Here is a 23,091-nt window from a genome sequence, read left to right as displayed (position 1 = left end):
TCTACATATCAAGTACATGCGATCAGCGTGGGATGTAGTTCCCCACTGAGTAAAGTTTCACTTTATATTTTTAGTATAATGAATGGAAAGGTTTGGTACGATCGATAAAGGTGACATGAAGATTACATTGTTGTAATGAAAAAAGCATCTTTCTTAATAAAAAGATGCTTTTGGAAAACTAGATTGAAGTATTAATCATTTAAGAATAGAACCATATGTTCTTCGTCCCAGTATTGACCGTTATGTTTTAATGAACGCTCTTGTACGCCGTAAGTTTGGAAACCTAATGACTCATATAATTTTTTTGCTGCATCGTTACCAACTACAACATCGAGCATAAGTTGTTCTACATGTAATTTATCGGCATTTTCAATAATTGCTTTAATAAGAGCTCGTCCTGCTCCAAGGCCACGTGCTTTAGGGGAAACAAAAACGGAACCGATTTTTGCTTTATGTTCTTGTTTAATGAAAGGCTTTGTTTCTAAAGTAGCAATGCCGATTAAATCGTTATCTTTGAAGACACCTAGAGTATACTTATCCGGATTGCTTAATCGTTTAGCCATAGCAGCCACAGGATTTTCATGTTTAAGAACATCTTCATAAGAAGAGCTAAAAGCTTCCGGGTTCTTCGTTAAACCTTCCATACAAACTTTTAAATATATTTCTGCGTCCTCTGTCGTTAATAAGCGAATTTCCATCGTTGTAACCTCCTTGGTCGATTTTAAATCAAATAAATCCATTACATATATAAGAATGTGTATGCGTTTTGTTAGCAGTCTCTTTTAATGTGTAAAAGAATGAAAAGATATATGCTACAATATTTTGTTTTTAATTATGTAATGAAATTATATATTAACTTTATTAACTATTCAAGTGTTTAATATATTACATTTTCATAACTAAAATAACTCCTCGATTGAGGAGTTATTTTAGTTATTCGATCGATAACCATCAATTCGATGTGGATGTGTGTAAATATTGCAGGATTCATTTCTAATAAATCCTACGACTGTAATGCCTAAATCATGGGCGAGTTGCAATGCTAGTTTTGTTGGAGCGGACTTAGATAGAACAATTTCACATCCGATTTTTGAAACTTTGAGTAAAATTTCGGATGAAATACGCCCGCTAAATGCAATGATTTTTCCTTTGACAGATATATCGTTACGCAAACAATGGCCGTATATTTTATCTAATGCATTATGTCTTCCGATATCCATTCTTGATAGGAGGATATTGTTTCGATCACATAGCGCGGTATTGTGAACACCGCCAGTTTGGCGAAAGGTAGTGGAAGATTGTTGTAAAGTATTCATTAAGTAAAAGCATTCTTCAGGAGTAATTTTTACATGTATATCATGTAAATCTTTTGCTTTTGCTGCATCGTTAACGAAAATAAAACCTTGTCTACCTTTTCCGCAGCAGGAAGTGATGTATCGTTTATTATATAAATTTTGATAGAGCGGATTTATTTTTGATGATGTTACATGGACAATTCCGTTATCTTTTTGCACCCATAGTTCTTCAACATCTTTATAAGAAGAAATAATCCCCTCAGAAATTAAAAAACCAATGACCATATCTTCAATATAATTTGGTGTACATACGACTGTTACATATTCTTCACCATTCAATTTAATTGTAATAGGAGATTCTGTAACAATCTCATCAAGTTGTTTTGAAAATGTACCAGATTGATAACGTACAATTGTATACGTTTCTTGCGTAGGCTCCATATTAAATTCCCCTTTTATATGTATTTTCTCCCACATTCATCATAAAACATTGAAAAAATAAAAACAGCTGTTAGAAGGGAGGTATCAGATTATTTTGGTTATTATTGTATATATACGATATAATAGAAATGTAGAATAGTGAAATTTTCAAGCTTTCGTAGTGATGCCTTATAAACATCTAGAATCGACTTCATAAGAAAAGTATTTGGGCAGGGCGTTTCAAAAATATGTACAGTAATTCATTTATGAAAACGGATTCACAAATGTGTTGTACAGTTGGTTGTAAGGAGAGGGGAAACTATGGCAGAACAGACAGTCCGTGTAACCGTAGATGGTAAAGAATTTTCAGCATCAGGTGAAAAGACGATACTACAATTATTTAACGAGAGTAATTTGGAACATCCTCAAATTTGTCATGTACCAGAAGTAGATCCAATTCAAACTTGTGATACGTGTATTGTAGAAGTAGATGGGAAGTTAATGCGTGCTTGTTCAACGAAATTAGAGAACGGTATGCATATTGAAAGACAGTCACAGCGTGCGAAAGAGGCGCAGACTGAGGCGATGGATCGAATATTAGAGAATCATTTATTGTATTGTACCGTATGTGATAACAATAACGGTAATTGTAAGGTTCATAATACAGTACACATGATGGGAATTGAAGAACAGAAATATCCGTATGAGCCGAAAGTAAGTGCTTGTGAAGTGGATATGTCACATCCGTTTTATCGGTATGATCCAAATCAATGTATTGCTTGTGGACAGTGTGTAGAAGTATGTCAAAACCTACAGGTTAATGAAACGATATCGATAGACTGGAGCTTAGATCGTCCGCGTGTTATATGGGATCATGGTGTAAGTATAAATGACTCATCTTGTGTAAGTTGTGGGCAGTGTGTAACAGTATGTCCATGTAATGCGTTAATGGAAAAATCAATGTTAGGTGAAGCTGGATTCATGACAGGATTAAAATCAGATGTGTTAGATCCGATGATTGATTTTGTAAAGGATGTAGAGCCTGGATATAGTAGTATTTTAGCAGTTTCAGAAGTAGAGGCTGCGATGCGTAAGACGAAAGTGAATAAAACAAAAACTGTTTGTACATTTTGTGGTGTCGGTTGTTCATTCGAAGTATGGACGAAAGATCGCCATATATTAAAAGTGCAACCTGTTTCTGATGCACCGGTTAATGGCATTTCCACATGTGTAAAAGGTAAATTTGGATGGGACTTTGTAAACAGTGAAGATCGCATTACGAAGCCATTAATTCGCCAAGGAGATATGTTTGTTGAAGCTTCATGGGAAGAAGCTCTTGAAGTTGTGGCTTCTAACATGCAACATATTAAATCAGAATACGGCAGCGATGCATTTGGGTTCATTTCTTCTTCGAAAGTAACGAATGAAGAAAATTACCTTATGCAAAAACTAGCTCGTCAAATATATGGAACAAATAATGTGGATAACTGCTCCCGTTATTGCCAATCTCCAGCGACAGATGGTTTATTTAAAACTGTCGGTATGGGCGGGGATGCTGGAACAGTGAAAGATATAGCTGAAGCAGGCCTTGTCATTATCGTTGGTGCGAATCCAACAGAAGGACATCCTGTACTCGCGACGCGTGTAAAACGTGCTCATAAATTACACGAGCAAAAACTGATTGTAGCAGATCTTCGTAAACATGAAATGGCAGAGCGTGCGGATTTATTTATTCATCCGCGCCAAGGTACAGATTACGTATGGCTTGCTGGTATTACGAAATATATTATTGATCAAGATTGGCATGATAAAAAGTTCATAGCTGAAAATGTGAAGAACTTTGATGAATATAGCACAATGTTAGAAAAGTATACGCTTGATTATACAGAAGAAATTACGGGAATTTCGAAAGAAAACCTGAAAGAAATGGCTCGTATGGTATATGAAGCAGATGGAACTTGTATACTTTGGGGAATGGGTGTAACGCAAAATACAGGGGGAAGTACAACATCTGCTGCCATTTCCAATTTACTGCTTGTTACGGGGAACTATCGTCGTCCTGGTGCAGGCGCATATCCATTACGAGGTCATAATAACGTACAAGGTGCTTGTGATATGGCGACATTACCAAACTGGCTTCCAGGTTATCAAGCAGTATCGGATGATACGCTTCGTGCTAAGTTTGAAAAAGCATACGGCACAACGATTCCGAAAGAACCAGGATTAAATAATATCGCAATGTTACTTGCGGCAGAAGAAGGAAAACTACGTGGTATGTATGTCATGGGGGAAGAAATGGCTTTAGTCGATTCCAATGCGAACCATGTGCAACATATTTTAGCGAATTTAGACTTCCTAGTTGTTCAAGATATGTTCTTATCAAAAACAGCTCGTTTTGCTGATGTTATTTTACCAGCGGCACCAAGCTTAGAAAAAGAAGGAACGTTTACGAATACAGAGCGACGTATTCAAAGATTATATGAAGTATTAAAACCACTAGGTGATTCAAAACCAGATTGGTGGATTTTACAAAAAGTTGCTCGTGCACTCGGCGGGGATTGGAATTACGAAAGTCCAAGTGAAATTATGGACGAAATCGCATCGCTTGCACCGTTATACTCTCAAGCAACGTACGATCGTCTAGAAGGATGGAATAGTTTATGTTGGGGTAGTCATGATGGTAGTGATACACCGCTATTATATGTAGACGGATTTAACTTCCCAGATAAACTAGCTCGTTTATCACTAGATGAATGGGTACCACCAGTTGTAGCGCCAGATGAATATGATTTACTTTTAAATAATGGACGTATGCTAGAACATTTCCATGAAGGGAATATGACGAATAAGTCGGCTGGTATTTTATCTAAAGTATCTGAAGTGTTCGTTGAAATTTCACCTGAACTTGCTATAGAGCGCAATGTGAAAGATGGTGGTCTTGTAGAATTAGCATCACCATTTGGCAAAATTAAAGTACAAGCGCTTATTACTGAGCGTGTAACGGGGAAAGAGCTATACTTACCGATGCATGCAACGATAAATGAAGAAGCGATCAATATTTTAACTGGGACGGCAACAGACCTTTATACGTGTACACCGGCGTACAAACAAACGATGGTGAAAATGCGTGTATTACGTGAAAAAGGAAATCGTCCGTTACCATCTTCAAACCCGCGAGATAAAAAGCGTAATCCGCAAAATGGTGTTGAAATCGAGCAAAAATGGCAAAGAAAACAATACGTATCACTCGTGGACTAGGGGGCGGAGATAGTGGCGAAAGAAATTACTTTAATTAAAAAGAAAGTTGTAACAGAGGAAGAACAGAAACAGCAAGTAGCAAATGAACTTCTAAATGAGCTATCTAATAATCGTGAAGCAGTAGAAGAAACGATGCAGCTGTTAGCGCAGTTACAGAAGGCTGGAATATTAGATGCGGCGATTAGTTTACTTGCTGCGAAGGAAGATGTTTCAAAAATCGCTGTGGAGCAATTAAATCGTGAACCAGTTAAAAATGCACTTAACAACATGATGGGGGCGGGGGAAGCACTGTCCTCAGTTGACCCAGAAGTAACAAAGCAAATCACATCGAGTTTAGTCACTGGATTGCAATTTGCAACAGATGAATTAAAGAGTGGTAAAAAAACAAAAGTGATGGATTTCTTTAAAGTGTTAAAAGATCCAGATATCAATAGAGCCATTACATTCGGTTTTAGCTTTTTGAAAGCATTTGGACAAGGGTTAGAGAAAAAATAGAGTAAGTGAAAAAGTGATGGGAAATAGCCATCACTTTTTTCATTATATGTATAAGAGTGTTCATGTTAAGCGGAATATATTATTATTAAAGGGATGGATTAGAACTGGAAATGTGGAATCCATCTCAAATATCGTTTTAGAATGTGGAGGAATATATGCAACACCGTAAAAAACTATCTATACCAGGAGTAATGAGACATTCCTTTCAAACTGTTAGATTTGCCTTTTGGAATGTGTTAACATTCCAACTTGCTTATAAATTGTTAGCAGCGATTGTGTTTATCCCGCTCTTTGGTATTATTTTCAATAAGTTGTTGTACTTTGGTGGGTATGCAAACGCAACAAATGACGAGTTATTAGCATTTTTGAAAACACCATACGGAATTTTGGCGATTGTAATTTTATCTATATTGGCATTGTTCCTGATCTTTACAGAGTTTGCAGTACTTATTATCATTTCGTACTTCGCTCATAAAAGGCAAAAGGTGAGATTACGTCCAATTTTATATAAAACAGTAACGTATTTACCTTCTCTGTTTACATATTGCTTACCTGGCTTTGTTTTGTATGCAGTTGTACTATTACCACTATTAAGTATGGGATATAAATCTGCATTGATTCCTGAAATTCAAATTCCTAATTTTATTACAGGTGAACTATTTAAGACAACAATGGGGCAAGTTGGATATTATACTTTCTTTGCTGTAGTTGCCTATTTGAACCTTCGTTGGATTTTTGTTTTACCTATTATTGTTTTAGAGGAGAAGCCGTTCCGTACGGCAGCACGCAAAAGCGCAAACTTAGTAAAAGAAAGCTTCTTTAAAGTTTTGTTCTTTTTAGTAGGTTTTTTCATATCTGTAGGAATTGTTTTTCTTTTATGTGTAGGAGTTTATTTACTTTGTCTGTGGGGAGTATATGAATTTACAAACCCAGAAGGGACATTTGCACTACTAGCAGAGTCAACTATTTCAGTTTTCCTAACAAGTACATTGTATCTATTTAGCTTTATTATGACGCCGTTCTATATTATGGCGTTAACAAGATTGTATTTACAAAAGGTTCCAGTCGAAGATGTTTTATTAGAAGAAGGATTAGATTATTCAAAGACGAAGGCAGATAAATGTTTCTTCCAAAAACATCGTTGGAAATTTATTGGTGTATATATTGTAGGAATTATTACGGCTGGAATGGTTGTTGCTTTCATTGTGACCTTTATTACAAACACATATAAAGAACCGATTATTATGGCTCATCGCGGTTATATTTCAAAAGGTGTAGAAAATACGAAAGAAGCTGTGCAGGGAGCTATTGATGCGAAAGCAGACTACGCTGAAATTGATGTACTACAAACGAAAGACGGTGAACTAGCAGTTATACATGATTTGAAGTTGAAACGTCTTGCCAATGCTAATGTTCATGTTTCGGATTTAACGATGGAAGAGTTAAGGCAGCTTACCCTTAGTCAAGATGGTTTTTCAGGACAAATCAGTACGCTGGATGAAATCATTAAGTTGGCAAAGGGAAAAATCAAACTCAATATTGAAGTGAAGCTTCATGGGGGCGAAAAAGACTTTGTAAACAAAGTATTAAAAACGATTAAAGATAATGAATTTGAGAAGCAATGTGTTATTCAAACGTTACATTACCCGCTTATTAAAGAGTTTAAGCGTGCAAATTCAGATATAAAAGTCGGATATATACTATATGCAAGTAGAGCTAACTTAAAGAATGTGAAAGCTGATTTTTATGTAGCGGAAGAATATATGTTAAATAAGAAGTTAGTAAGAGAAGCAAGGAAGTTAAACAAGCCAATTTACGTATGGACAGTAAATGATATGGAAAGTTTAAAGGGATATTATAAGTTAAACGTAGATGGTATCATTACCGATTACCCTGAATCGGCACGTGAAACAATTAAGATGTTAAAAGAGCAAGAAGAGGAAGAAAGTGATCTGTTTGATAAAATTACGGAAACAACAGATGATTTATTTTCCAAGTTATTTATAAGTTACCCAGCTGCTGGCTAAATGCCTGCAGCTGTTTTTTTACAAAAAGAATATATCTCTAAAGTATTGTGTAAATTAATAACTGTATATGTATACGGCATCATTGGTATTTCTTACATTGTTACATTATTGTCGAATAATAAATGATTGCTGCTTATTTTAAAGGAGTATAATAAAAATAGAGTGATAGATAATGAGATGGAACAAAGAGGCTAATAGAATCAATGTTTTATATATTTACACTATTCTAAATATATAAACTTTAAAAATGTAGTATGTTAGCGTTTTCATAACTTTTAAGTTATGCTAGAATAAGGACATAAGTTATTAATTATTACAAAAAGAAAAAAGACTTTCTTTTTTCTGTTAATTATAAGGGGGCATTTCATTATGCGTATTGGGGTACCAGCAGAAATTAAAAACAACGAAAACCGTGTGGCAATGACACCAGCAGGTGTTGTACATTTAATTCGTAACAATCACGAAGTATTCATTCAAAAGGGTGCAGGTTTAGGATCTGGTTTCACAGATGCTCAGTATGTTGAAGCAGGAGCGAAAATTGTTGATACAGCTGAAGAAGCTTGGAACATGGAAATGGTTATGAAAGTTAAGGAACCAATTGAAAGCGAATACAAACACTTCAGCGAAGGTTTAATTTTATTCACATACTTACACTTAGCTCCAGAACCAGAATTAACAAAAGCATTAATCGAAAAGAAAGTTGTTTCTATTGCATATGAAACAGTACAATTAGAAAACCGTTCTCTACCATTACTTGCACCTATGAGTGAAGTAGCTGGTCGTATGGCTGCACAAATTGGTGCACAATTCCTTGAGAAGAACAAAGGCGGTAAAGGAATTTTACTTGCAGGTGTTCCAGGGGTTAAACGTGGTAAAGTAACAATCATCGGTGGTGGACAAGCTGGTACAAATGCTGCTAAAATTGCAGTTGGACTAGGTGCGGATGTAACAATCATCGACTTAAGTGCAGAACGTCTTCGTCAATTAGATGACATTTTCGGAAACCAAGTAAAAACTTTAATGTCTAATCCGTACAATATTGCAGAAGCTGTAAAAGAGTCTGATCTTGTAATCGGTGCAGTATTAATCCCAGGTGCAAAAGCGCCAAAACTTGTAACAGAAGAAATGATTAAATCAATGGAACCAGGTTCTGTTGTTGTAGATATCGCGATTGACCAAGGTGGTATTTTCGAAACAACTGACCGTATTACAACTCATGATAACCCAACTTACGAAAAACACGGCGTTGTTCATTATGCAGTTGCAAACATGCCAGGTGCGGTTCCACGTACATCAACTCTTGCATTAACAAACGTAACAGTACCATACGCAGTACAAATTGCTAACAAAGGCTACAAAGAAGCTTGCCTAGGCAACTCTGCATTACTAAAAGGTATTAACACATTAGATGGCTATGTAACATTCGAAGCAGTTGCAGAAGCTCACGGTGTAGAGTACAAAGGTGCTAAAGAATTATTAGAAGCAGAAACAGTATCTTGCTAATACAAGCATTATACAAAACAAAATCGAACAATATATAAACCAACATGATAAGAGCTAAGAGTGAATATCTCTTAGCTCTTCTTGGCAAAAGGGGGCATACATCGTGGCCAACCTATTTAAAAAGAAATCCGTTACGCAATTGTTAGGGGAAAGTAAAAGTAAAACTTTAACGAAAACGCTAGGGGCATTTGACCTAACAATGCTAGGGATTGGTGCGATAATTGGTACAGGAGTACTAGTATTAACAGGATTAGTAGCAGCAAGAGATGCTGGTCCAGCAGTTATCTTTTCATTCATGATTGCAGCGATTGTTTGTGGATTTGCAGCGTTGTGTTATGCAGAAGTTGCATCTACACTTCCGGTTTCAGGTAGTGTGTACACATATTCATATGCGACGATTGGTGAGTTTATTGCCCATCTAATGGGATGGACATTACTATCTGTATATGTCGTAACAACTGCCGCAGTAGCAGGTGGATGGACAGGTTATTTTAATAACTTAGTGAGTGGATTCGGATTAGAAATTCCAACAGAGTTGTTAAAGATTCCATCACAAGGTGGGATCGTGAATTTACCAGCAGTAGTCATTACATTAGTTTTAACTTGGTTACTATCAAGAGGTACGAAAGAAAGTAAGCGTGTGAATAACATAATGGTATTAATTAAAATTGGTATTGTTATTTTATTCATTGCAGTTGGTGCGTTCTACGTACAACCAGAAAACTGGACACCATTTGCACCATACGGTATTAGCGGAATCTTTGCCGGCGGAGCAGCAGTATTCTTTGCTTTCTTAGGATTTGATGCATTAGCAACTTCTGCTGAAGAAGTAAAAAATCCACAACGTGATTTACCGATTGGTATTATTGCTTCGTTAGTTATTTGTACAATTATTTATGTTGTAGTATGTCTCGTTATGACAGGTATGGTTTCTTATAAAGAATTAGATGTACCAGAAGCTATGGCATATGTGTTAGAAGTTGTAGGACAAGATAAAGTAGCGGGTGTAATCGCAGTTGGAGCTGTAATTGGTATTATGGCTGTAATCTTTGCTTACATTTATGCAACGACACGTGTATTCTTCGCGATGAGCCGTGATGGTTTATTACCAAAATCATTTGCGAAAATTAATAAAAAGACAGAAGCACCAGTATTCTCAACTTGGTTAACAGGTATTGGCAGTGCTTTAATTGCTGGATTTATCGATTTAAAAGAATTGTCGAATTTAGCGAATATTGGAGCATTGTTAACATTTGCGATGGTAGGTGTGTCAGTTATTATTCTTCGTAAAACACATCCGAACTTAAAACGTGGCTTTATGGTACCACTTGTACCAACGCTACCGCTTATTTCAATCGCATGTTGTCTATTCTTAATGTTTAACCTACCATTAACAACATGGATCTACTTCGGTATTTGGTTAGCAATTGGAGTAGTTGTATACTTTGTTTATTCGAAAAAACATAGTCATTTAAAAGACGATGGAAGTTCGCAGGATAATTTAGAACAAGCTAATTAAAAGCTTAGTTAAAAGGGATATAAGTATAGTAAGCCTTGTGCGTCTAGGGAACGCGCAAGGCTTTTTCTTTTGTGTAAAGTGTATATTCTTTTTTGTATGAGAATGTAATGGATGCGGAAAATATGTGTAGATCTTTTTAAAATGTGAACGAAATGTTCAAAAAAATGTATGAGATTTCATTGACACATATGAATGGGCGCTCATATAATAAAGGTATAAGATATATGAATGATTGTTCATATGTTCAAATAAAGAGGTGGGCTATAATGGCTGGAAATAAAGTAGAAACACCACAAGAGACATGTTCTCAAACGATAATTCATGAAGAAGTTGTTGATCAAGTAAAACAAACAATTCCAACGGATGAAAGTTTAAGTAAAGTAGCAGAATTATTTAAAGTATTAGGCGATCGTACACGTACAAGAATATTACATGCGTTATTTGAAGCTGAAATGTGTGTTTGTGATTTAGCGTATTTATTAGGAATGACACAATCATCTATTTCACATCAGCTTCGTGTGTTAAAGCAAGCGAAACTTGTAAAGAATCGTAAAGAAGGAAAGGTTGTTTATTATTCGTTAGCTGACCAACACGTAATTCATATCTTCGAGCAAGCGTTTGAACACGTAAACGAGGAAGAATAAATAGAACGCGAGGAGGGAGAACGATGGCTGAAGCATTAGTGAAAAAGAAACTGATGTTAGAAGGTTTAGATTGTGCAAACTGTGCAATGAAAATTGAAAAAGGCGTTGGGAATATAGAAGGAGTAAATTCTTGCTCTGTAAATTTCGCGACAAAAACAATGGTTTTAGAAACAGCGCAAAATAAAGCAAGCGAAGTTGTTACAGAAGCAAAACAACTTGTTACAAAATTAGAACCGCACATTAAAGTGCAAGAAGAAAAAAACACAAAAATGGCAAAAGAAGTGTTTATATTAGAAGGTTTAGATTGCGCAAATTGTGCGATGAAGATTGAAAATAAAGTTAAGGAAATGCCGACGGTTTCAGCAGCAACTGTTGATTTTGTATCAAAGAAATTACGAGTTGAAGTAGCGAATAAAAGAGAATTAGAAACGACTGTAGCGAATATAACAAATGTCGTTCAAAAGTTAGAACCAGATGTGAAAGTTGTTCGTGAAGAAAAGGGTGGTCATGACCATGGACATAGTCACGATCATGGAGAAGCAAATGTGAAAAAGATGGTAGGACGATTAGTGGTTGGCGGAATTTTGACAGCAATTGCTGCATTAGCTGGCTTACCACAAATGATCACAATTCCGTTATTCGTCCTTGCGTATGTATTAATTGGTGGAGATATCGTTTGGAGAGCAGTAAGAAACATAACTCGTGGCCAAGTGTTTGATGAGAACTTCTTAATGGCAATTGCAACACTAGGAGCTTTCGCAATTCAACAATACCCAGAAGCGGTTGCAGTAATGTTATTCTATCAAGTAGGAGAACTATTCCAAAGTATTGCGGTAAACCGTTCTCGAAAATCAATTACTTCATTAATGGATATTCGTCCTGATTACGCAAATGTAAAGATTGGAAATGAAACGAAACAAGTATCACCAGAAGATGTACAAATCGGCGATTATATTATCGTGAAACCTGGTGAGAAAGTACCGTTAGACGGAAAAGTAGTTGAAGGAACATCAATGGTAGATACTTCAGCATTGACTGGTGAATCTGTACCACGTGAAGTTGAAATTGGAAATGATGTATTAAGTGGTTTTGTGAACCAAAATGGTGTATTAACAATTGAAGTTACAAAAGAATTTGGTGAATCAACTGTATCAAAAATTTTAGATTTAGTTCAAAATGCAAGCAGTAAAAAAGCGCCAACAGAAAACTTTATTACGAAGTTCGCGCGTTACTACACTCCAGTTGTAGTAATTACAGCAGCGATCATGGCGTTTATTCCACCACTTATTTTAGAAGGAGCTACATTCTCGGATTGGATTTATAGAGCTTTAGTGTTCTTAGTAATTTCTTGTCCGTGTGCGTTAGTTGTATCTATTCCTCTTGGATTCTTTGGAGGTATCGGTGGTGCATCTAAAAGTGGTGTGTTAGTAAAAGGGAGTAACTATTTAGAAGCTTTAAATGATGTGAAATATATTGTTTTTGATAAAACAGGCACATTAACAAAAGGTGTCTTCAAAGTTACAAAAATGGAACCGAGCAAAGGTATTACAAATGAAGAATTATTAGAGTATGCAGCATTTGCTGAAGTGTATTCTAACCATCCAATTGCACAATCGATTCGAAATGCATATGGAAAATCAGTTGATGAAAAAATGATCGATGATTATAACGAAATTTCTGGTCACGGTACAGTCGTAAAAGTACAAGGAAAAGAAATTTTTGCAGGTAATGCTAAATTAATGAGAAAAGAGAACATTACATTTAAGCAACCAGAAACAGTAGGTACATTAGTTCACGTTGCTGTAGATGGAAAATATGCAGGTTATATTGTTATCTCTGATGAGGTAAAAGAAGATTCAAAACAAGCAATTCAAAAGTTAAAAGAACTAGGTATTAAGAAGACAGTCATGTTAACTGGTGATGCAAAACCAGTTGGTGAAGCTGTTGGTAAAGAATTAGGTTTAGATGAAGTTCACGCAGAACTATTACCGCAACAAAAAGTAGAAGAGATTGAAAAAATTGATGCAGCGAAGCATGGAAAAGAAAAAGTTGCTTTCGTTGGTGATGGTATTAATGATACACCGGTATTAGCGAGAGCCGATGTTGGTATTGCGATGGGTGGTTTAGGATCAGATGCAGCAATTGAAGCGGCAGATATCGTTATTATGACTGATGAGCCATCAAAAATTGCAACAGCTGTAAACATTGCAAAACGTACACGACGCATTGTGTGGCAAAATATTATCTTTGCATTAGGGGTAAAAGGATTAGTTTTACTACTTGGTGCTTTCGGTATTGCAACAATGTGGGAAGCTGTCTTCTCAGATGTGGGTGTGACACTACTTGCAGTGTTAAATGCAATGCGTGTACTACGAGTGAAAGATTTATAAAAAAGAGGACGCAATCTGCGTCCTCTTTTTTAGGTTATTCTGTTGAAATTGACTCAATAAAATAATAACAAATATTATTTTATGAATAAATAACCAAATATTAAAATTTACAAATATAAAATATTTGTCTTGTTATTTTAATATATTTTTTACAAAGATATATAGCATTGAAGAAAACAGAGAAGGAGCAGCTTCTCTGTTTTATTTTTGTATATTTTTTTCAACTTGTTCTCGAACAGTTTGAATGTAATTCATTTTATGATCCCAGCATTCTTGACTTAAATCGACAGGGTATTCTTCAGGATTTAAAGTTCGCATATATTCTTCCCAAAATAGTGCGAGACTTTGTTCATTATATTTTTGAATATCTAGTATGCCTGGTAGTTCATATGTTCTTTCACCGTTAACGAAAATGTCTTTATGCAGTTCACGCGCTTCAAAGTTTGTTACAAATTTACTTATATAAGTGTGAACAGGGTGAAACATTTTTAAGCGTTCTTCTTTTCCTGGTTCTTCATAATCTAATGCAATATAATCGCCTTCTGCATGATCATTAACTCGATTGATAATGCGATAAATTCGTTTCAGTCCTGGAGTCGTAATTTTTTCCGGATTAGATGAAATTTTAATTGTATCATTTAACTTTCCATCAGTATCTTCAATCGCAACGAGTTTATAAACAGCTCCTAAAGCTGGTTGCTCAAAGGAGGTAATCAATTTTGTTCCAACGCCCCATACATCAATTTTTGCTCCTTGAGATTTTAAATGCATAATGGTGTATTCATCTAAATCGCTAGAAGCAATAATTTTTGTATTTGTAAACCCGGCTTCATCTAGTAGTTTTCTTGCCTTTTTAGATAAATAAGCCATATCACCACTATCGAGGCGAATTCCGTAAAAATCGATGCGATCCCCGAACTCTTTTGCCACGCGAATTGCATTTGGAACACCAGATTTTAATGTGTCATATGTATCAACGAGAAAGACGCACTTTTTATGAGTTTCAGCGTATTTTTTAAACGCGACGTATTCATCGCGATATGCTTGAACGAAAGAGTGAGCGTGTGTGCCAGCTACAGGAATCCCAAAGCGTTTCCCAGCACGAACGTTGCTTGTAGATGAGAAACCACCAATAAAGGCAGCTCGTGTGCCCCAAAGGGCTGCATCGAACTCGTGGGCACGTCTTGTGCCGAACTCTAAAAGTTCATCGTTATTTGCAGCGTGCTTCATACGAGCTGCTTTTGTTGCAATTAATGTTTGGTAATTCACAATGTTTAACAGGGCAGTTTCAATAATTTGTGCTTCGCCAAGCGGTGCATCAACACGTAATAAAGGCTCGTTATTAAAGACAACTTCACCTTCTTGCATACTTCGAACCGTCCCAGTGAATTTCATATTTTGTAAATAACGAAGGAATTCTTCTTCGAATTGTAATTCTGCTAAATAAGCGATATCACTTTCGGTAAAGCTGAAGTTTTCTATGTACTCTACGATTTTTTCAAGGCCAGCAAAAACAGCATAACCGTTCTCGAATGGAAGCTTTCGAAAGTATAAATCAAACACCGAGCGGCGATTGTGAATACCATCTTTCCAATATGTATAAGCCATATTAATTTGATATAAATCTGTATGTAAGGCATAGCTATCGTCTTTATAATAAGTCATCGCGAAAACACCTCCATAATTTGGTTATAGTATACCAATTTTTCACCGCTTGTAGCAAAGAATGGATATGAAGGTGTAGTCAAGAGGGAAAAAAATGAAATAATGCATATTTTTTAGAAAATTAACATTTATCAATTTATATTTCTCAAGATTTTATGTATTATTAGAGTAATGGGGGTAAATGAGAATGGAGGAGGACAATGCAACAAACATTAGAAAAAATAGGCAAACAAGTCTTTTATAAACGGCTACAGCAAAAAATGACACAAGAAGAATTATGTCAGGGCATTTGTTCTGTCTCATACTTAAGTAAAATCGAAAATGGAAAGATCGAAGCATCAGAAGAGATTCTACAATTGCTCTGCGCAAGATTAGAAATTGCCGTGACGGATTTGAGGGATGTAGAAGAAGATGTGAAGGGGAAGCTGGATGAATGGTTAAATGCATTAGTTCATTTGGACAAGCCACAAGTAGAGCGCATATATGAAGAATTACAAGGTGAAATGAAGCATGTTTTGGATTTTGAAATTATAAATTATTATAAGTTACTTTATACGCGGTATTTAATTATGAAGAGAGATTTTCCTGCTGTCAAAGAAGAATTAGAGAGCTTAAAGAAGATGTACAAAAAGTATTCACCATTCCAAAAATTATTATATACGTATAGCAAAGGCTTGTATTATTTTTTACAACATAGATATAAGAGGGCATTGGAGTATTTGACTCGAACAGAAGTAATGGCAAAGGAACAAGGTTATCATGAAAATGGAATATATTTCAACTTAGCTCTTGTTTATAATGAATTGGAAGTTGAACATATGACTTTACATTTTGCTAATGTAGCAATGGAAGGATTTAAGAATGAATATAAATTCCGTTATGTGATAAATTGCCAGTTACTTATTGCATTGAGTTATATACAAAAAAAACAATATAATGAAGCACTAGCTATTTATAATAATATTTTGAGAGAAGCAAATTCTTTTGCCGATAAAGAAAGTATAATAGCTATTGCTTTAAATAATTTAGGCTTCTTGTACTATAACTTAAAAGATTATGCGAAAGCTAAAGACTATTATTTGCAATGTCTAAAGTACAAAAAGGAAGAGGATTTAAATTATATTGATGCAGTATATGAGATCGCTTTGCAGTGCATTGAATTAAAAGAATTTAAAGAAGCAAAAGATTGGATTGATAAAGGGATAGATGTCGCGAAGAGGGATGAAAAGTATAAAAGTATGCTATATATACTTTTAATACTTAAGCATAAATATTTTGAAACTAAAGATGTTTATAAAAAGTTTTTAGAGGTTGAGGCAATCCCGTTCTTTAGAAGTGAAGAGAATAAAAAAGAATTAAAAATGGTGTATTTAGAACTAGCGGGATACCATGAAGAATTATTAGAGTATAGGGAAAGTAATAATTACTATAAACTAGCAATTAATTTATTAGAAGAAAAGGGAGGAAAATAGTATGAAAAAGAAAATAATTATTGGTGCTTTGGCTTTGATAGCTGTATTGGTAGTATTGGAACCACAATATGCTTGGACATCGGATATCTATGGTCAAGGAGAAAAAGTAGTTGAATTGGTAAATTCTTAATAAAAAACCCCTTTCCAACCGGAAAGGGGTTTTTCAATATTTGTTCCCCAAAATTCTACAAAACTTGAGAAATAAATTATTTGAATTTTTAGTATATTAATAGTGAAAACATAATGCTAATATGAAACTACTCTTTTTCAAAAAATAATTTATTAGGGGGAAGGTTCATGAAAAAGAAAAGTTTAGCGTTAGTGTTAGCGACAGGAATGGCAGTTACAACGTTTGGAGGGACAGGCTCTGCATTTGCAGATTCTAAAAATGTGCTCTCTACGAAGAAGTACAATGAGACAGTACAGTCACCGGAGTTTATTTCTGGGAATCTAACTGGAGCAACTGGTAAGCAAGCAGAATCTGTTGTGTTTGATTACTTAAACGCGGCAAAAGGTGATTATAAGTTAGGGGAAAAGAGTGCACAAGATTCTTTCAAAGTGAAACAAGTGAAGAAAGATGCTGTAACTGATTCAACAGTATTACGTTTGCAACAAGTATACGAAGGAGTACCTGTATGGGGTTCTACGCAAGTAGCTCACGTAAGTAAAGATGGTTCTTTAAAAGTATTGTCTGGAACAGTTGCGCCTGATTTAGACAAAAAAGAAAAATTGAAAAATAAAAATAAGATCGAAGGCGCAAAAGCAATTGAAATTGCGCAAAAAGATTTAGGGATTACACCTAAATATGAGGTAGAACCAAAAGCGGACTTATATGTATATCAAAACGGTGAGGAAACAACATATGCATACGTTGTAAATTTAAACTTCTTAGACCCAAGTCCAGGAAACTACTACTATTTCATTGAAGCAGACAGCGGTAAAGTGTTAAATAAATATAATAAACTTGATCATGTAGCAAATGAAGATAAGTCACCAGTTAAGCAAGAGGCACCTAAACAGGAAGTGAAACCAGCTGTAAAGCCTGTAACAGGAACAAATGCAGTGGGTACTGGTAAAGGTGTATTAGGAGATACGAAGTCGCTTAATACAACGTTATCTAGCTCATCTTACTACTTACAAGATAATACGCGCGGAGCAACGATTTTCACATATGATGCGAAAAATCGTACTACATTGCCAGGAACTTTATGGGTAGATGCAGATAATGTTTTCAATGCAGCGTATGATGCAGCAGCGGTAGATGCTCATTACTATGCAGGTAAAACATATGATTACTATAAAGCTACTTTTAATAGAAATTCTATTAATGATGCAGGAGCACCATTAAAATCAACAGTTCATTACGGAAGTAAGTATAACAATGCATTCTGGAACGGATCACAAATGGTATACGGAGATGGTGATGGTGTAACATTCACTTCATTGTCTGGTGGAATTGATGTAATCGGACATGAATTAACGCATGCTGTTACAGAGTATAGCTCAGATTTAATTTATCAAAATGAATCAGGAGCATTAAATGAAGCTATTTCAGATGTTTTTGGTACTTTAGTAGAATTCTATGATAACCGTAACCCAGATTGGGAAATTGGTGAAGATATTTATACGCCTGGTAAAGCAGGAGATGCACTTCGCTCTATGAGTGATCCAACGAAATATGGTGATCCAGATCATTATTCTAAGCGTTACACTGGTACTAGTGATAACGGTGGGGTTCATACAAACAGTGGTATCATTAACAAACAAGCTTATTTATTAGCAAATGGCGGTACGCATTACGGTGTAACTGTAACTGGTATTGGTAAAGATAAGCTAGGTGCAATCTATTACCGTGCAAACACACAATATTTCACGCAATCTACTACATTTAGTCAAGCGCGTGCTGGCGCAGTACAAGCTGCAGCTGATTTATATGGTGCGAATTCTGCTGAAGTAAATGCGGTTAAGCAATCATTTAGTGCAGTTGGTATTAACTAAGGATTTAAAGGGTAGCTATTAAGAAAATACCTCAAAAATAAAGAAGGAGCCTATGCTCCTTCTTTATTTTTTTCTCCATTTTTTCCACAAATAATATAATCCGATACAACCTGCGATTGTCACAATCCACTTCGCTTCATTTGTTCCGTTCATAACATGATAGGCCGAATATACTTCGATTAACAAAGCCGGTATTTTCCCTATCGTACTGGCAATACTGAAGGATAGTAATGACATTTTGCCTAGAGCGGCAAATAAAGTCACGATACTTGATGGGATGAAAGGTATGAATCGAAACGATAGAACGAGTAGAAAGGCCTCTCTACCTTCTACATAAAGTAGGCGTTCTACCTTTGGGTACTTATTTACTTTGCTGTGAGTGAATTTCTGAAGGCCTATACGATAAATATAAAACGAAATAATAGCCCCTAATGCCTCACCTGCGATCGAAATAAGGGTTCCATTTGTTACACCAAAGAGCTGTATGTTAATAGCGGTCAAAAAAATACTAGGGATAACACCTAAAAGGCTAATGACTATGTTGATTAAGATACTAAGTGGAATTGCGATTGAATAATAGTCTGTTAAGAAGTTTTGAATTGTTTCAGCCATTGTTTAAAATCCTTTATCTTTTTTTGCATTACACCATATTTCCATTGTATAGGCAAGTGCAAATTTACATAATGTAGAAAACGTTGATAAAACACCATTAATATACCTTATATAGGTATTGGGTATATGTGATAAGGGGTATATTTCAGTGACTTAAAAAACACCAAATAAACCCTTTATTTAAAGGATTTATTTGGTGTTTTTATAGGTGTTTAAACTCGGGAAATAATTATGAAAATATAGGGGTATATTTATAAAAGGTCAAAAATAGCGGTTTTATGAAAAGTAGATGAGGAATTTGAAAAATGTATATGTTTTTTCGGTGTGAAATTGACTTTTAGTGAAGTTACGATAATAATCATGAAAGAGGTGATATGATGAAACGAATAAGTAGTCTTTTCTTGAGTAGTTTATTGGCATTAATACTGATCTTAAGTGGATGTGCAGGAAAAGAACAAAAAACAGAGAAACAAACAGGGAATCAATCGACATCAGTAGAAAAAATTAGTGATAATATTTTAGACGAAATGGAAGGGCCACCTAAAAATGGTCACACGATTGAAAGACATGTCGGTAAATCAGAAGAGGATTTGAAGAATCGCTTGAAGACAGATAAAGTATCAGCAGCAAGTACATACTATGACAAGGAAACAGCGACGAAAGCTGTAAAAGATAGTTTGAAGCAGCATGATAAGGAAATTCAAGATTGGTTAAAAAATTCTAAAGAGGCTCGTCTCGTATTAAATACAACACATTCATTCCCGGTTGGAAAAACGGTAATAAAGAAAAATATGAATGTAAAAGACAAGTTAGTAAAAACTGTTACTGTTTTAGCGAGAGATAAGTCAGGAGATTTAGGATATAAGATCATTACTTCTTATCCATCTGATAAATAAGAAGGGGGAGTAAATATGTATACGACATTACAATATTTTTTCAAATCGTATTGTACGTTAAGTATCCATGAAGATGAAATAGTAGGCGTGATGGAAGAGTTTATAGAGCAAGAAGACGAAGAAATTGTTTTGAAATTACGTGATGAATTATTATATATGAAGAAAAAGGATGCTTGGGAAGAGGCGTGCGTATTAGCTGCTAGGCAAGGAAATCGTATGTGGTCTTTAGAAGAAACGAAAGATCATCTTACAACCTTTTTAGTATTATTGCAAAAGAAAAAGGCGTGATTTACTCACGCCTTTTTTGTTTTTGAAATGTGTTCTTTTAATGGGGTCTTATTGTTTTGGAGCACTTTTATATACGCTTCTTGAAATTTGGCCATTAGATATTACTTCACCGTTTTGTGTTACTTTTTTATACGTAACTGCTGTTATTTTATCATTAGTCCTACTAATTACTTGAGAAGAAACTTCAACATTTTTACCAGTATTTGTGCCGAAAATACGTGTAGTAATACTACCTCCATTTGAAAATGCTTGAATATAAATATGATTGCCTGTATTGTTTTTAAATTTTAAATCTGGACCATAATCTGCTACTGCTGCATCTTGCCCAAGTGGTAAATAATTTACGGGCATAGAATGATTGCTTCGAGAAACAATTCCTAAATCTGCTCTTAAAGCTGCGCTATATAAAGTACTACTCACTTGGCAAACGCCTCCGCCTGCACTTTGTATAACTTTCCCTTGTGAATATACAGCTGCGGATTTATAACCATGAGCAGCATCCGTTACGCCAACGCGGCCATTAAAACTAAACGTTTCATCAGGTGCGACAATCACTCCACTTAAAGTATTAGCTGACTTATTTACGTTAAAGGATTGATTCCCATTACGGCCAGCCATTGGAGTTGAATATTCAGCAATTACTTCTTTAATCCCCATTTTCTGTATATCTTCTGTAGAACGTTCAGGCTTTAATAGTGTAACGGGTAATGTAACGTCAGATGTGCCAGAAGTAATGGCTTGCCGCGTTAAATCAGTTAACTTTTCTTTATCGATTTTTTCTCCATTTTGGCTCTGGCTAATATTTACTGTAGTGCCTTCAATACTTAATTCAGCATTAACGGGATTTTTTAACGTTTCATTATATTTATCCTTCATAAAGCTTTTATAAGCAGTTGTATTTAATTGAGGTGTTAATTTATAGTTACGTTTTAATTCACCGTTTTCAGCCTGCTTCCGCATTTTGTAACGATTTATTGCGTTGCCTTCTTGTTCTTTAAAGATTTTGTCGATAATATCTTTTTCTTTATAATTTATCCCTAAATCTTTCCATGTGTAAGTTTGTTTATCATTTTGGAATATGTACGTAAGTGATTTTTGATCTAGTTCAGTTATTTTTTGATTAATAATGGCTTGAATATCTTTTTTATTTTTTCCGTCGAGAGAAATACCTTCAAATGTAGTATTTGGTAATGCAGTAGTATCTAATTGATTATTTAGTTTGGATACATATTGATATCCACTAACACCGCCTACACAAAGTAATATGCCTCCAGCAATTGCAGAACCGATCAGTATTTTACTTAGCTTCATTTATTTCCCCCCAGAAATTTTTGTATAAATATATGTATTACATTTTTTGTATAAAAATGATGAAAATAACATTATGTACGTACTAGTATACTATTATTTTCACTATGTGTGTAATGTTTTTATAAAAAATGTTACACTGTTGTAATAATTGTCTCTTTTTGTCACAATATGCATGAAAAATATGTTGAAAATTATAATAAAAAGGCTGTCTAGAAAATTCTAGCAGCCTTTTTATTATAATTTTTTATGTTCATTTTTATTCGTAACACCGAGATGTTCTTGTAGTGTTGTCGATATATTATTGACGCTTTTTTCATTTGGAACGTAATAATAAATACCACCTATATATTTATCAGTACCTTCTACTTGCAATTTGTCCATTTTTAGGTTTGAACCCATTGAATTTTTTGCAATTGTCATCATATCATCAAAAGTTAAATTTGTTTTTAAGTCTTTATCGACAGCGTCTAATAGACCACCGATCTTATTAATGGAATTAAGTGATAGTGCTTTTTGAGCGATAGCTTCTAAAACAAGTTGTTGTCGTTGACCGCGCATATAATCACTATCGATATGACGAGTTCTTGCTAGTGCCAGTGCTTCCTCTCCATTTAAATGTTGACGTCCCTTTTTAAGGTGAACAGCATCTGCTTCATCTTTACTATTTTGTTCTGTGAACTCCACTGGAACATCTACAGTAATTCCACCAAGGGAATCGACAATTTTGATAAAGGATTTAAAGTTGAATTTTACATAGTAGTCAACTGGAACATCTAAAAAGTTCTCTACCGTATCAATCGTGCTATCTACACCACCGAATACGTGCGCATGTGTAATTTTATCGTATTTATCACGTGATTTAATGTATACACGTGAATCACGTGGAATACTGACAAGCTTAACAGATTTATCGTTTTTATTAATTGTGGCAAGTAATAGTGCATCTGTACGAGTTGCTTTTCCGTAATTTTTGTCCCTGATTTCACTTTCATCAACTCCCATAATGAGTACAGAAATGTTATCAGTCATAGGTTTAACGGCTTTTTCACGTTTGCTGGATTTATCCCCACGGCCCAGTTCAGAATAGGCATTACTTAACACAGACTTTGCTTTACTGTATATATGGAAGGAATAGCCTCCGACTCCAAGTGCTACAACCAGTAATGGAATAAGCAGGAACCAAAGTAGGCGTTTTTTCTTTGAGCGTCCTTTTTTGGCTCGAGTATCTTTATTCATATCGGATTTCATCATTTTTTCTCCTTTAAAACTATCAAAGTATATACATCTAGAAGCGCATT

At 35.0% G+C, this 23,091-nt stretch carries 18 protein-coding genes; 12 read left to right on the top strand and 6 right to left on the bottom strand.

What is annotated here, in order from left to right; all coding sequences use genetic code 11:
- Window positions 1-191: 191 nt before the first annotated feature.
- The gene (locus tag FH036_RS20015) at window positions 192-698 is read right to left on the bottom strand and encodes a GNAT family N-acetyltransferase (protein ID WP_000405883.1); all 507 of its coding nucleotides are present in this window, start codon (window positions 696-698) and stop codon (window positions 192-194) included.
- 231 nt (window positions 699-929) lie between these two features.
- Complete coding sequence (gene fdhD, locus FH036_RS20010; protein ID WP_016716428.1) at window positions 930-1,736, bottom strand: formate dehydrogenase accessory sulfurtransferase FdhD; 807 nt, start codon at window positions 1,734-1,736, stop codon at window positions 930-932.
- A 300-nt stretch (window positions 1,737-2,036) separates the two neighbouring features.
- On the opposite strand from fdhD, the gene fdhF reads away from it, so the two are divergent.
- From fdhF to FH036_RS19975, 7 genes are all read left to right on the top strand, one after another.
- The gene (gene fdhF, locus FH036_RS20005) at window positions 2,037-4,973 is read left to right on the top strand and encodes a formate dehydrogenase subunit alpha (protein WP_000840640.1); all 2,937 of its coding nucleotides are present in this window, start codon (window positions 2,037-2,039) and stop codon (window positions 4,971-4,973) included.
- Window positions 4,974-4,985: 12 nt separating this feature from the next.
- Window positions 4,986-5,468, top strand: a complete 483-nt coding sequence (locus FH036_RS20000; protein ID WP_044791413.1) for a helical membrane plugin domain-containing protein — start codon at window positions 4,986-4,988, stop codon at window positions 5,466-5,468.
- Window positions 5,469-5,623: 155 nt separating this feature from the next.
- Window positions 5,624-7,495 (top strand): glycerophosphoryl diester phosphodiesterase membrane domain-containing protein, encoded by a 1,872-nt coding sequence (locus tag FH036_RS19995; protein ID WP_044791412.1) that lies wholly within the window; start codon window positions 5,624-5,626, stop codon window positions 7,493-7,495.
- A gap of 369 nt (window positions 7,496-7,864) precedes the next feature.
- Window positions 7,865-8,998 carry an alanine dehydrogenase gene (gene ald, locus FH036_RS19990; protein ID WP_001219742.1) on the top strand — a complete coding sequence of 378 codons (1,134 nt, stop codon included), beginning with the start codon at window positions 7,865-7,867 and terminating at the stop codon, window positions 8,996-8,998.
- Between the two features lie 103 nt (window positions 8,999-9,101).
- Window positions 9,102-10,517 (top strand): amino acid permease, encoded by a 1,416-nt coding sequence (locus tag FH036_RS19985; protein WP_001284877.1) that lies wholly within the window; start codon window positions 9,102-9,104, stop codon window positions 10,515-10,517.
- Window positions 10,518-10,783: 266 nt separating this feature from the next.
- Window positions 10,784-11,161, top strand: coding sequence for an ArsR/SmtB family transcription factor (locus FH036_RS19980; RefSeq protein WP_000918377.1), 378 nt, complete (start codon window positions 10,784-10,786; stop codon window positions 11,159-11,161).
- A 23-nt stretch (window positions 11,162-11,184) separates the two neighbouring features.
- Window positions 11,185-13,551, top strand: coding sequence for a heavy metal translocating P-type ATPase (locus tag FH036_RS19975; RefSeq protein WP_139896161.1), 2,367 nt, complete (start codon window positions 11,185-11,187; stop codon window positions 13,549-13,551).
- A gap of 201 nt (window positions 13,552-13,752) precedes the next feature.
- On the opposite strand, the gene FH036_RS19970 is transcribed toward FH036_RS19975, so the two are convergent.
- Window positions 13,753-15,216, bottom strand: a complete 1,464-nt coding sequence (locus FH036_RS19970) for a nicotinate phosphoribosyltransferase (protein ID WP_044791408.1) — start codon at window positions 15,214-15,216, stop codon at window positions 13,753-13,755.
- A gap of 200 nt (window positions 15,217-15,416) precedes the next feature.
- On the opposite strand from FH036_RS19970, the gene FH036_RS19965 reads away from it, so the two are divergent.
- From FH036_RS19965 to FH036_RS19955, 3 genes are all read left to right on the top strand, one after another.
- Window positions 15,417-16,688 (top strand): tetratricopeptide repeat protein, encoded by a 1,272-nt coding sequence (locus FH036_RS19965; protein WP_138322497.1) that lies wholly within the window; start codon window positions 15,417-15,419, stop codon window positions 16,686-16,688.
- A gap of 1 nt (window position 16,689) precedes the next feature.
- Window positions 16,690-16,818 carry an NprX family peptide pheromone gene (locus FH036_RS19960; RefSeq protein WP_138322496.1) on the top strand — a complete coding sequence of 43 codons (129 nt, stop codon included), beginning with the start codon at window positions 16,690-16,692 and terminating at the stop codon, window positions 16,816-16,818.
- A gap of 167 nt (window positions 16,819-16,985) precedes the next feature.
- Window positions 16,986-18,686, top strand: coding sequence for a M4 family metallopeptidase (locus FH036_RS19955; RefSeq protein ID WP_139896160.1), 1,701 nt, complete (start codon window positions 16,986-16,988; stop codon window positions 18,684-18,686).
- Between the two features lie 63 nt (window positions 18,687-18,749).
- Here FH036_RS19955 and FH036_RS19950 read toward each other — a convergent pair whose 3' ends face one another.
- Window positions 18,750-19,298 (bottom strand): TVP38/TMEM64 family protein, encoded by a 549-nt coding sequence (locus FH036_RS19950; protein ID WP_000852210.1) that lies wholly within the window; start codon window positions 19,296-19,298, stop codon window positions 18,750-18,752.
- A gap of 377 nt (window positions 19,299-19,675) precedes the next feature.
- Here FH036_RS19950 and FH036_RS19945 point away from each other — a divergent pair, with 377 nt between their 5' ends.
- Both FH036_RS19945 and FH036_RS19940 read left to right on the top strand, forming a co-directional pair.
- On the top strand, window positions 19,676-20,194 hold the full coding sequence (locus FH036_RS19945) for an RNase A-like domain-containing lipoprotein (RefSeq protein ID WP_000822707.1): 519 nt from the start codon (window positions 19,676-19,678) through the stop codon (window positions 20,192-20,194).
- 15 nt (window positions 20,195-20,209) lie between these two features.
- A complete protein-coding gene (locus FH036_RS19940; protein WP_044791406.1) occupies window positions 20,210-20,482 on the top strand; it encodes a hypothetical protein in 273 nt (90 codons plus the stop codon).
- Between the two features lie 48 nt (window positions 20,483-20,530).
- Here FH036_RS19940 and FH036_RS19935 read toward each other — a convergent pair whose 3' ends face one another.
- Both FH036_RS19935 and FH036_RS19930 read right to left on the bottom strand, forming a co-directional pair.
- Window positions 20,531-21,793, bottom strand: coding sequence for a VanW family protein (locus FH036_RS19935; RefSeq protein WP_138322494.1), 1,263 nt, complete (start codon window positions 21,791-21,793; stop codon window positions 20,531-20,533).
- 234 nt (window positions 21,794-22,027) lie between these two features.
- Window positions 22,028-23,044 carry an LCP family protein gene (locus FH036_RS19930; protein WP_279633521.1) on the bottom strand — a complete coding sequence of 339 codons (1,017 nt, stop codon included), beginning with the start codon at window positions 23,042-23,044 and terminating at the stop codon, window positions 22,028-22,030.
- Between the last annotated feature and the right edge of the window lie 47 nt (window positions 23,045-23,091).

Origin of the sequence: Bacillus sp. CD3-5 (assembly GCF_006349665.1) — a bacterium.
GTDB lineage: Bacteria > Bacillota > Bacilli > Bacillales > Bacillaceae_G > Bacillus_A > Bacillus_A paranthracis.
Note: the sequence above shows the minus strand (reverse complement) of the source record. Positions and strands in the feature narration are given on the sequence as shown.

What these genes read in the sequence shown, in the direction of transcription:
- FH036_RS19935 (WP_138322494.1), bottom strand. Translation starts at nt 21,793, where the DNA reads ATGAAGCTAAGTAAAATACTGATCGGTTCTGCAATTGCTGGAGGCATA.
- ald (WP_001219742.1), top strand. Translation starts at nt 7,865, where the DNA reads ATGCGTATTGGGGTACCAGCAGAAATTAAAAACAACGAAAACCGTGTG.
- FH036_RS19965 (WP_138322497.1), top strand. Translation starts at nt 15,417, where the DNA reads ATGCAACAAACATTAGAAAAAATAGGCAAACAAGTCTTTTATAAACGG.
- FH036_RS19975 (WP_139896161.1), top strand. Translation starts at nt 11,185, where the DNA reads ATGGCTGAAGCATTAGTGAAAAAGAAACTGATGTTAGAAGGTTTAGAT.
- FH036_RS19930 (WP_279633521.1), bottom strand. Translation starts at nt 23,044, where the DNA reads ATGATGAAATCCGATATGAATAAAGATACTCGAGCCAAAAAAGGACGC.
- FH036_RS20015 (WP_000405883.1), bottom strand. Translation starts at nt 698, where the DNA reads ATGGAAATTCGCTTATTAACGACAGAGGACGCAGAAATATATTTAAAA.
- FH036_RS19960 (WP_138322496.1), top strand. Translation starts at nt 16,690, where the DNA reads ATGAAAAAGAAAATAATTATTGGTGCTTTGGCTTTGATAGCTGTATTG.
- FH036_RS19945 (WP_000822707.1), top strand. Translation starts at nt 19,676, where the DNA reads ATGAAACGAATAAGTAGTCTTTTCTTGAGTAGTTTATTGGCATTAATA.
- FH036_RS19940 (WP_044791406.1), top strand. Translation starts at nt 20,210, where the DNA reads ATGTATACGACATTACAATATTTTTTCAAATCGTATTGTACGTTAAGT.
- fdhD (WP_016716428.1), bottom strand. Translation starts at nt 1,736, where the DNA reads ATGGAGCCTACGCAAGAAACGTATACAATTGTACGTTATCAATCTGGT.
- FH036_RS19955 (WP_139896160.1), top strand. Translation starts at nt 16,986, where the DNA reads ATGAAAAAGAAAAGTTTAGCGTTAGTGTTAGCGACAGGAATGGCAGTT.
- FH036_RS19970 (WP_044791408.1), bottom strand. Translation starts at nt 15,216, where the DNA reads ATGACTTATTATAAAGACGATAGCTATGCCTTACATACAGATTTATAT.
- FH036_RS19980 (WP_000918377.1), top strand. Translation starts at nt 10,784, where the DNA reads ATGGCTGGAAATAAAGTAGAAACACCACAAGAGACATGTTCTCAAACG.
- fdhF (WP_000840640.1), top strand. Translation starts at nt 2,037, where the DNA reads ATGGCAGAACAGACAGTCCGTGTAACCGTAGATGGTAAAGAATTTTCA.
- FH036_RS19995 (WP_044791412.1), top strand. Translation starts at nt 5,624, where the DNA reads ATGCAACACCGTAAAAAACTATCTATACCAGGAGTAATGAGACATTCC.
- FH036_RS19950 (WP_000852210.1), bottom strand. Translation starts at nt 19,298, where the DNA reads ATGGCTGAAACAATTCAAAACTTCTTAACAGACTATTATTCAATCGCA.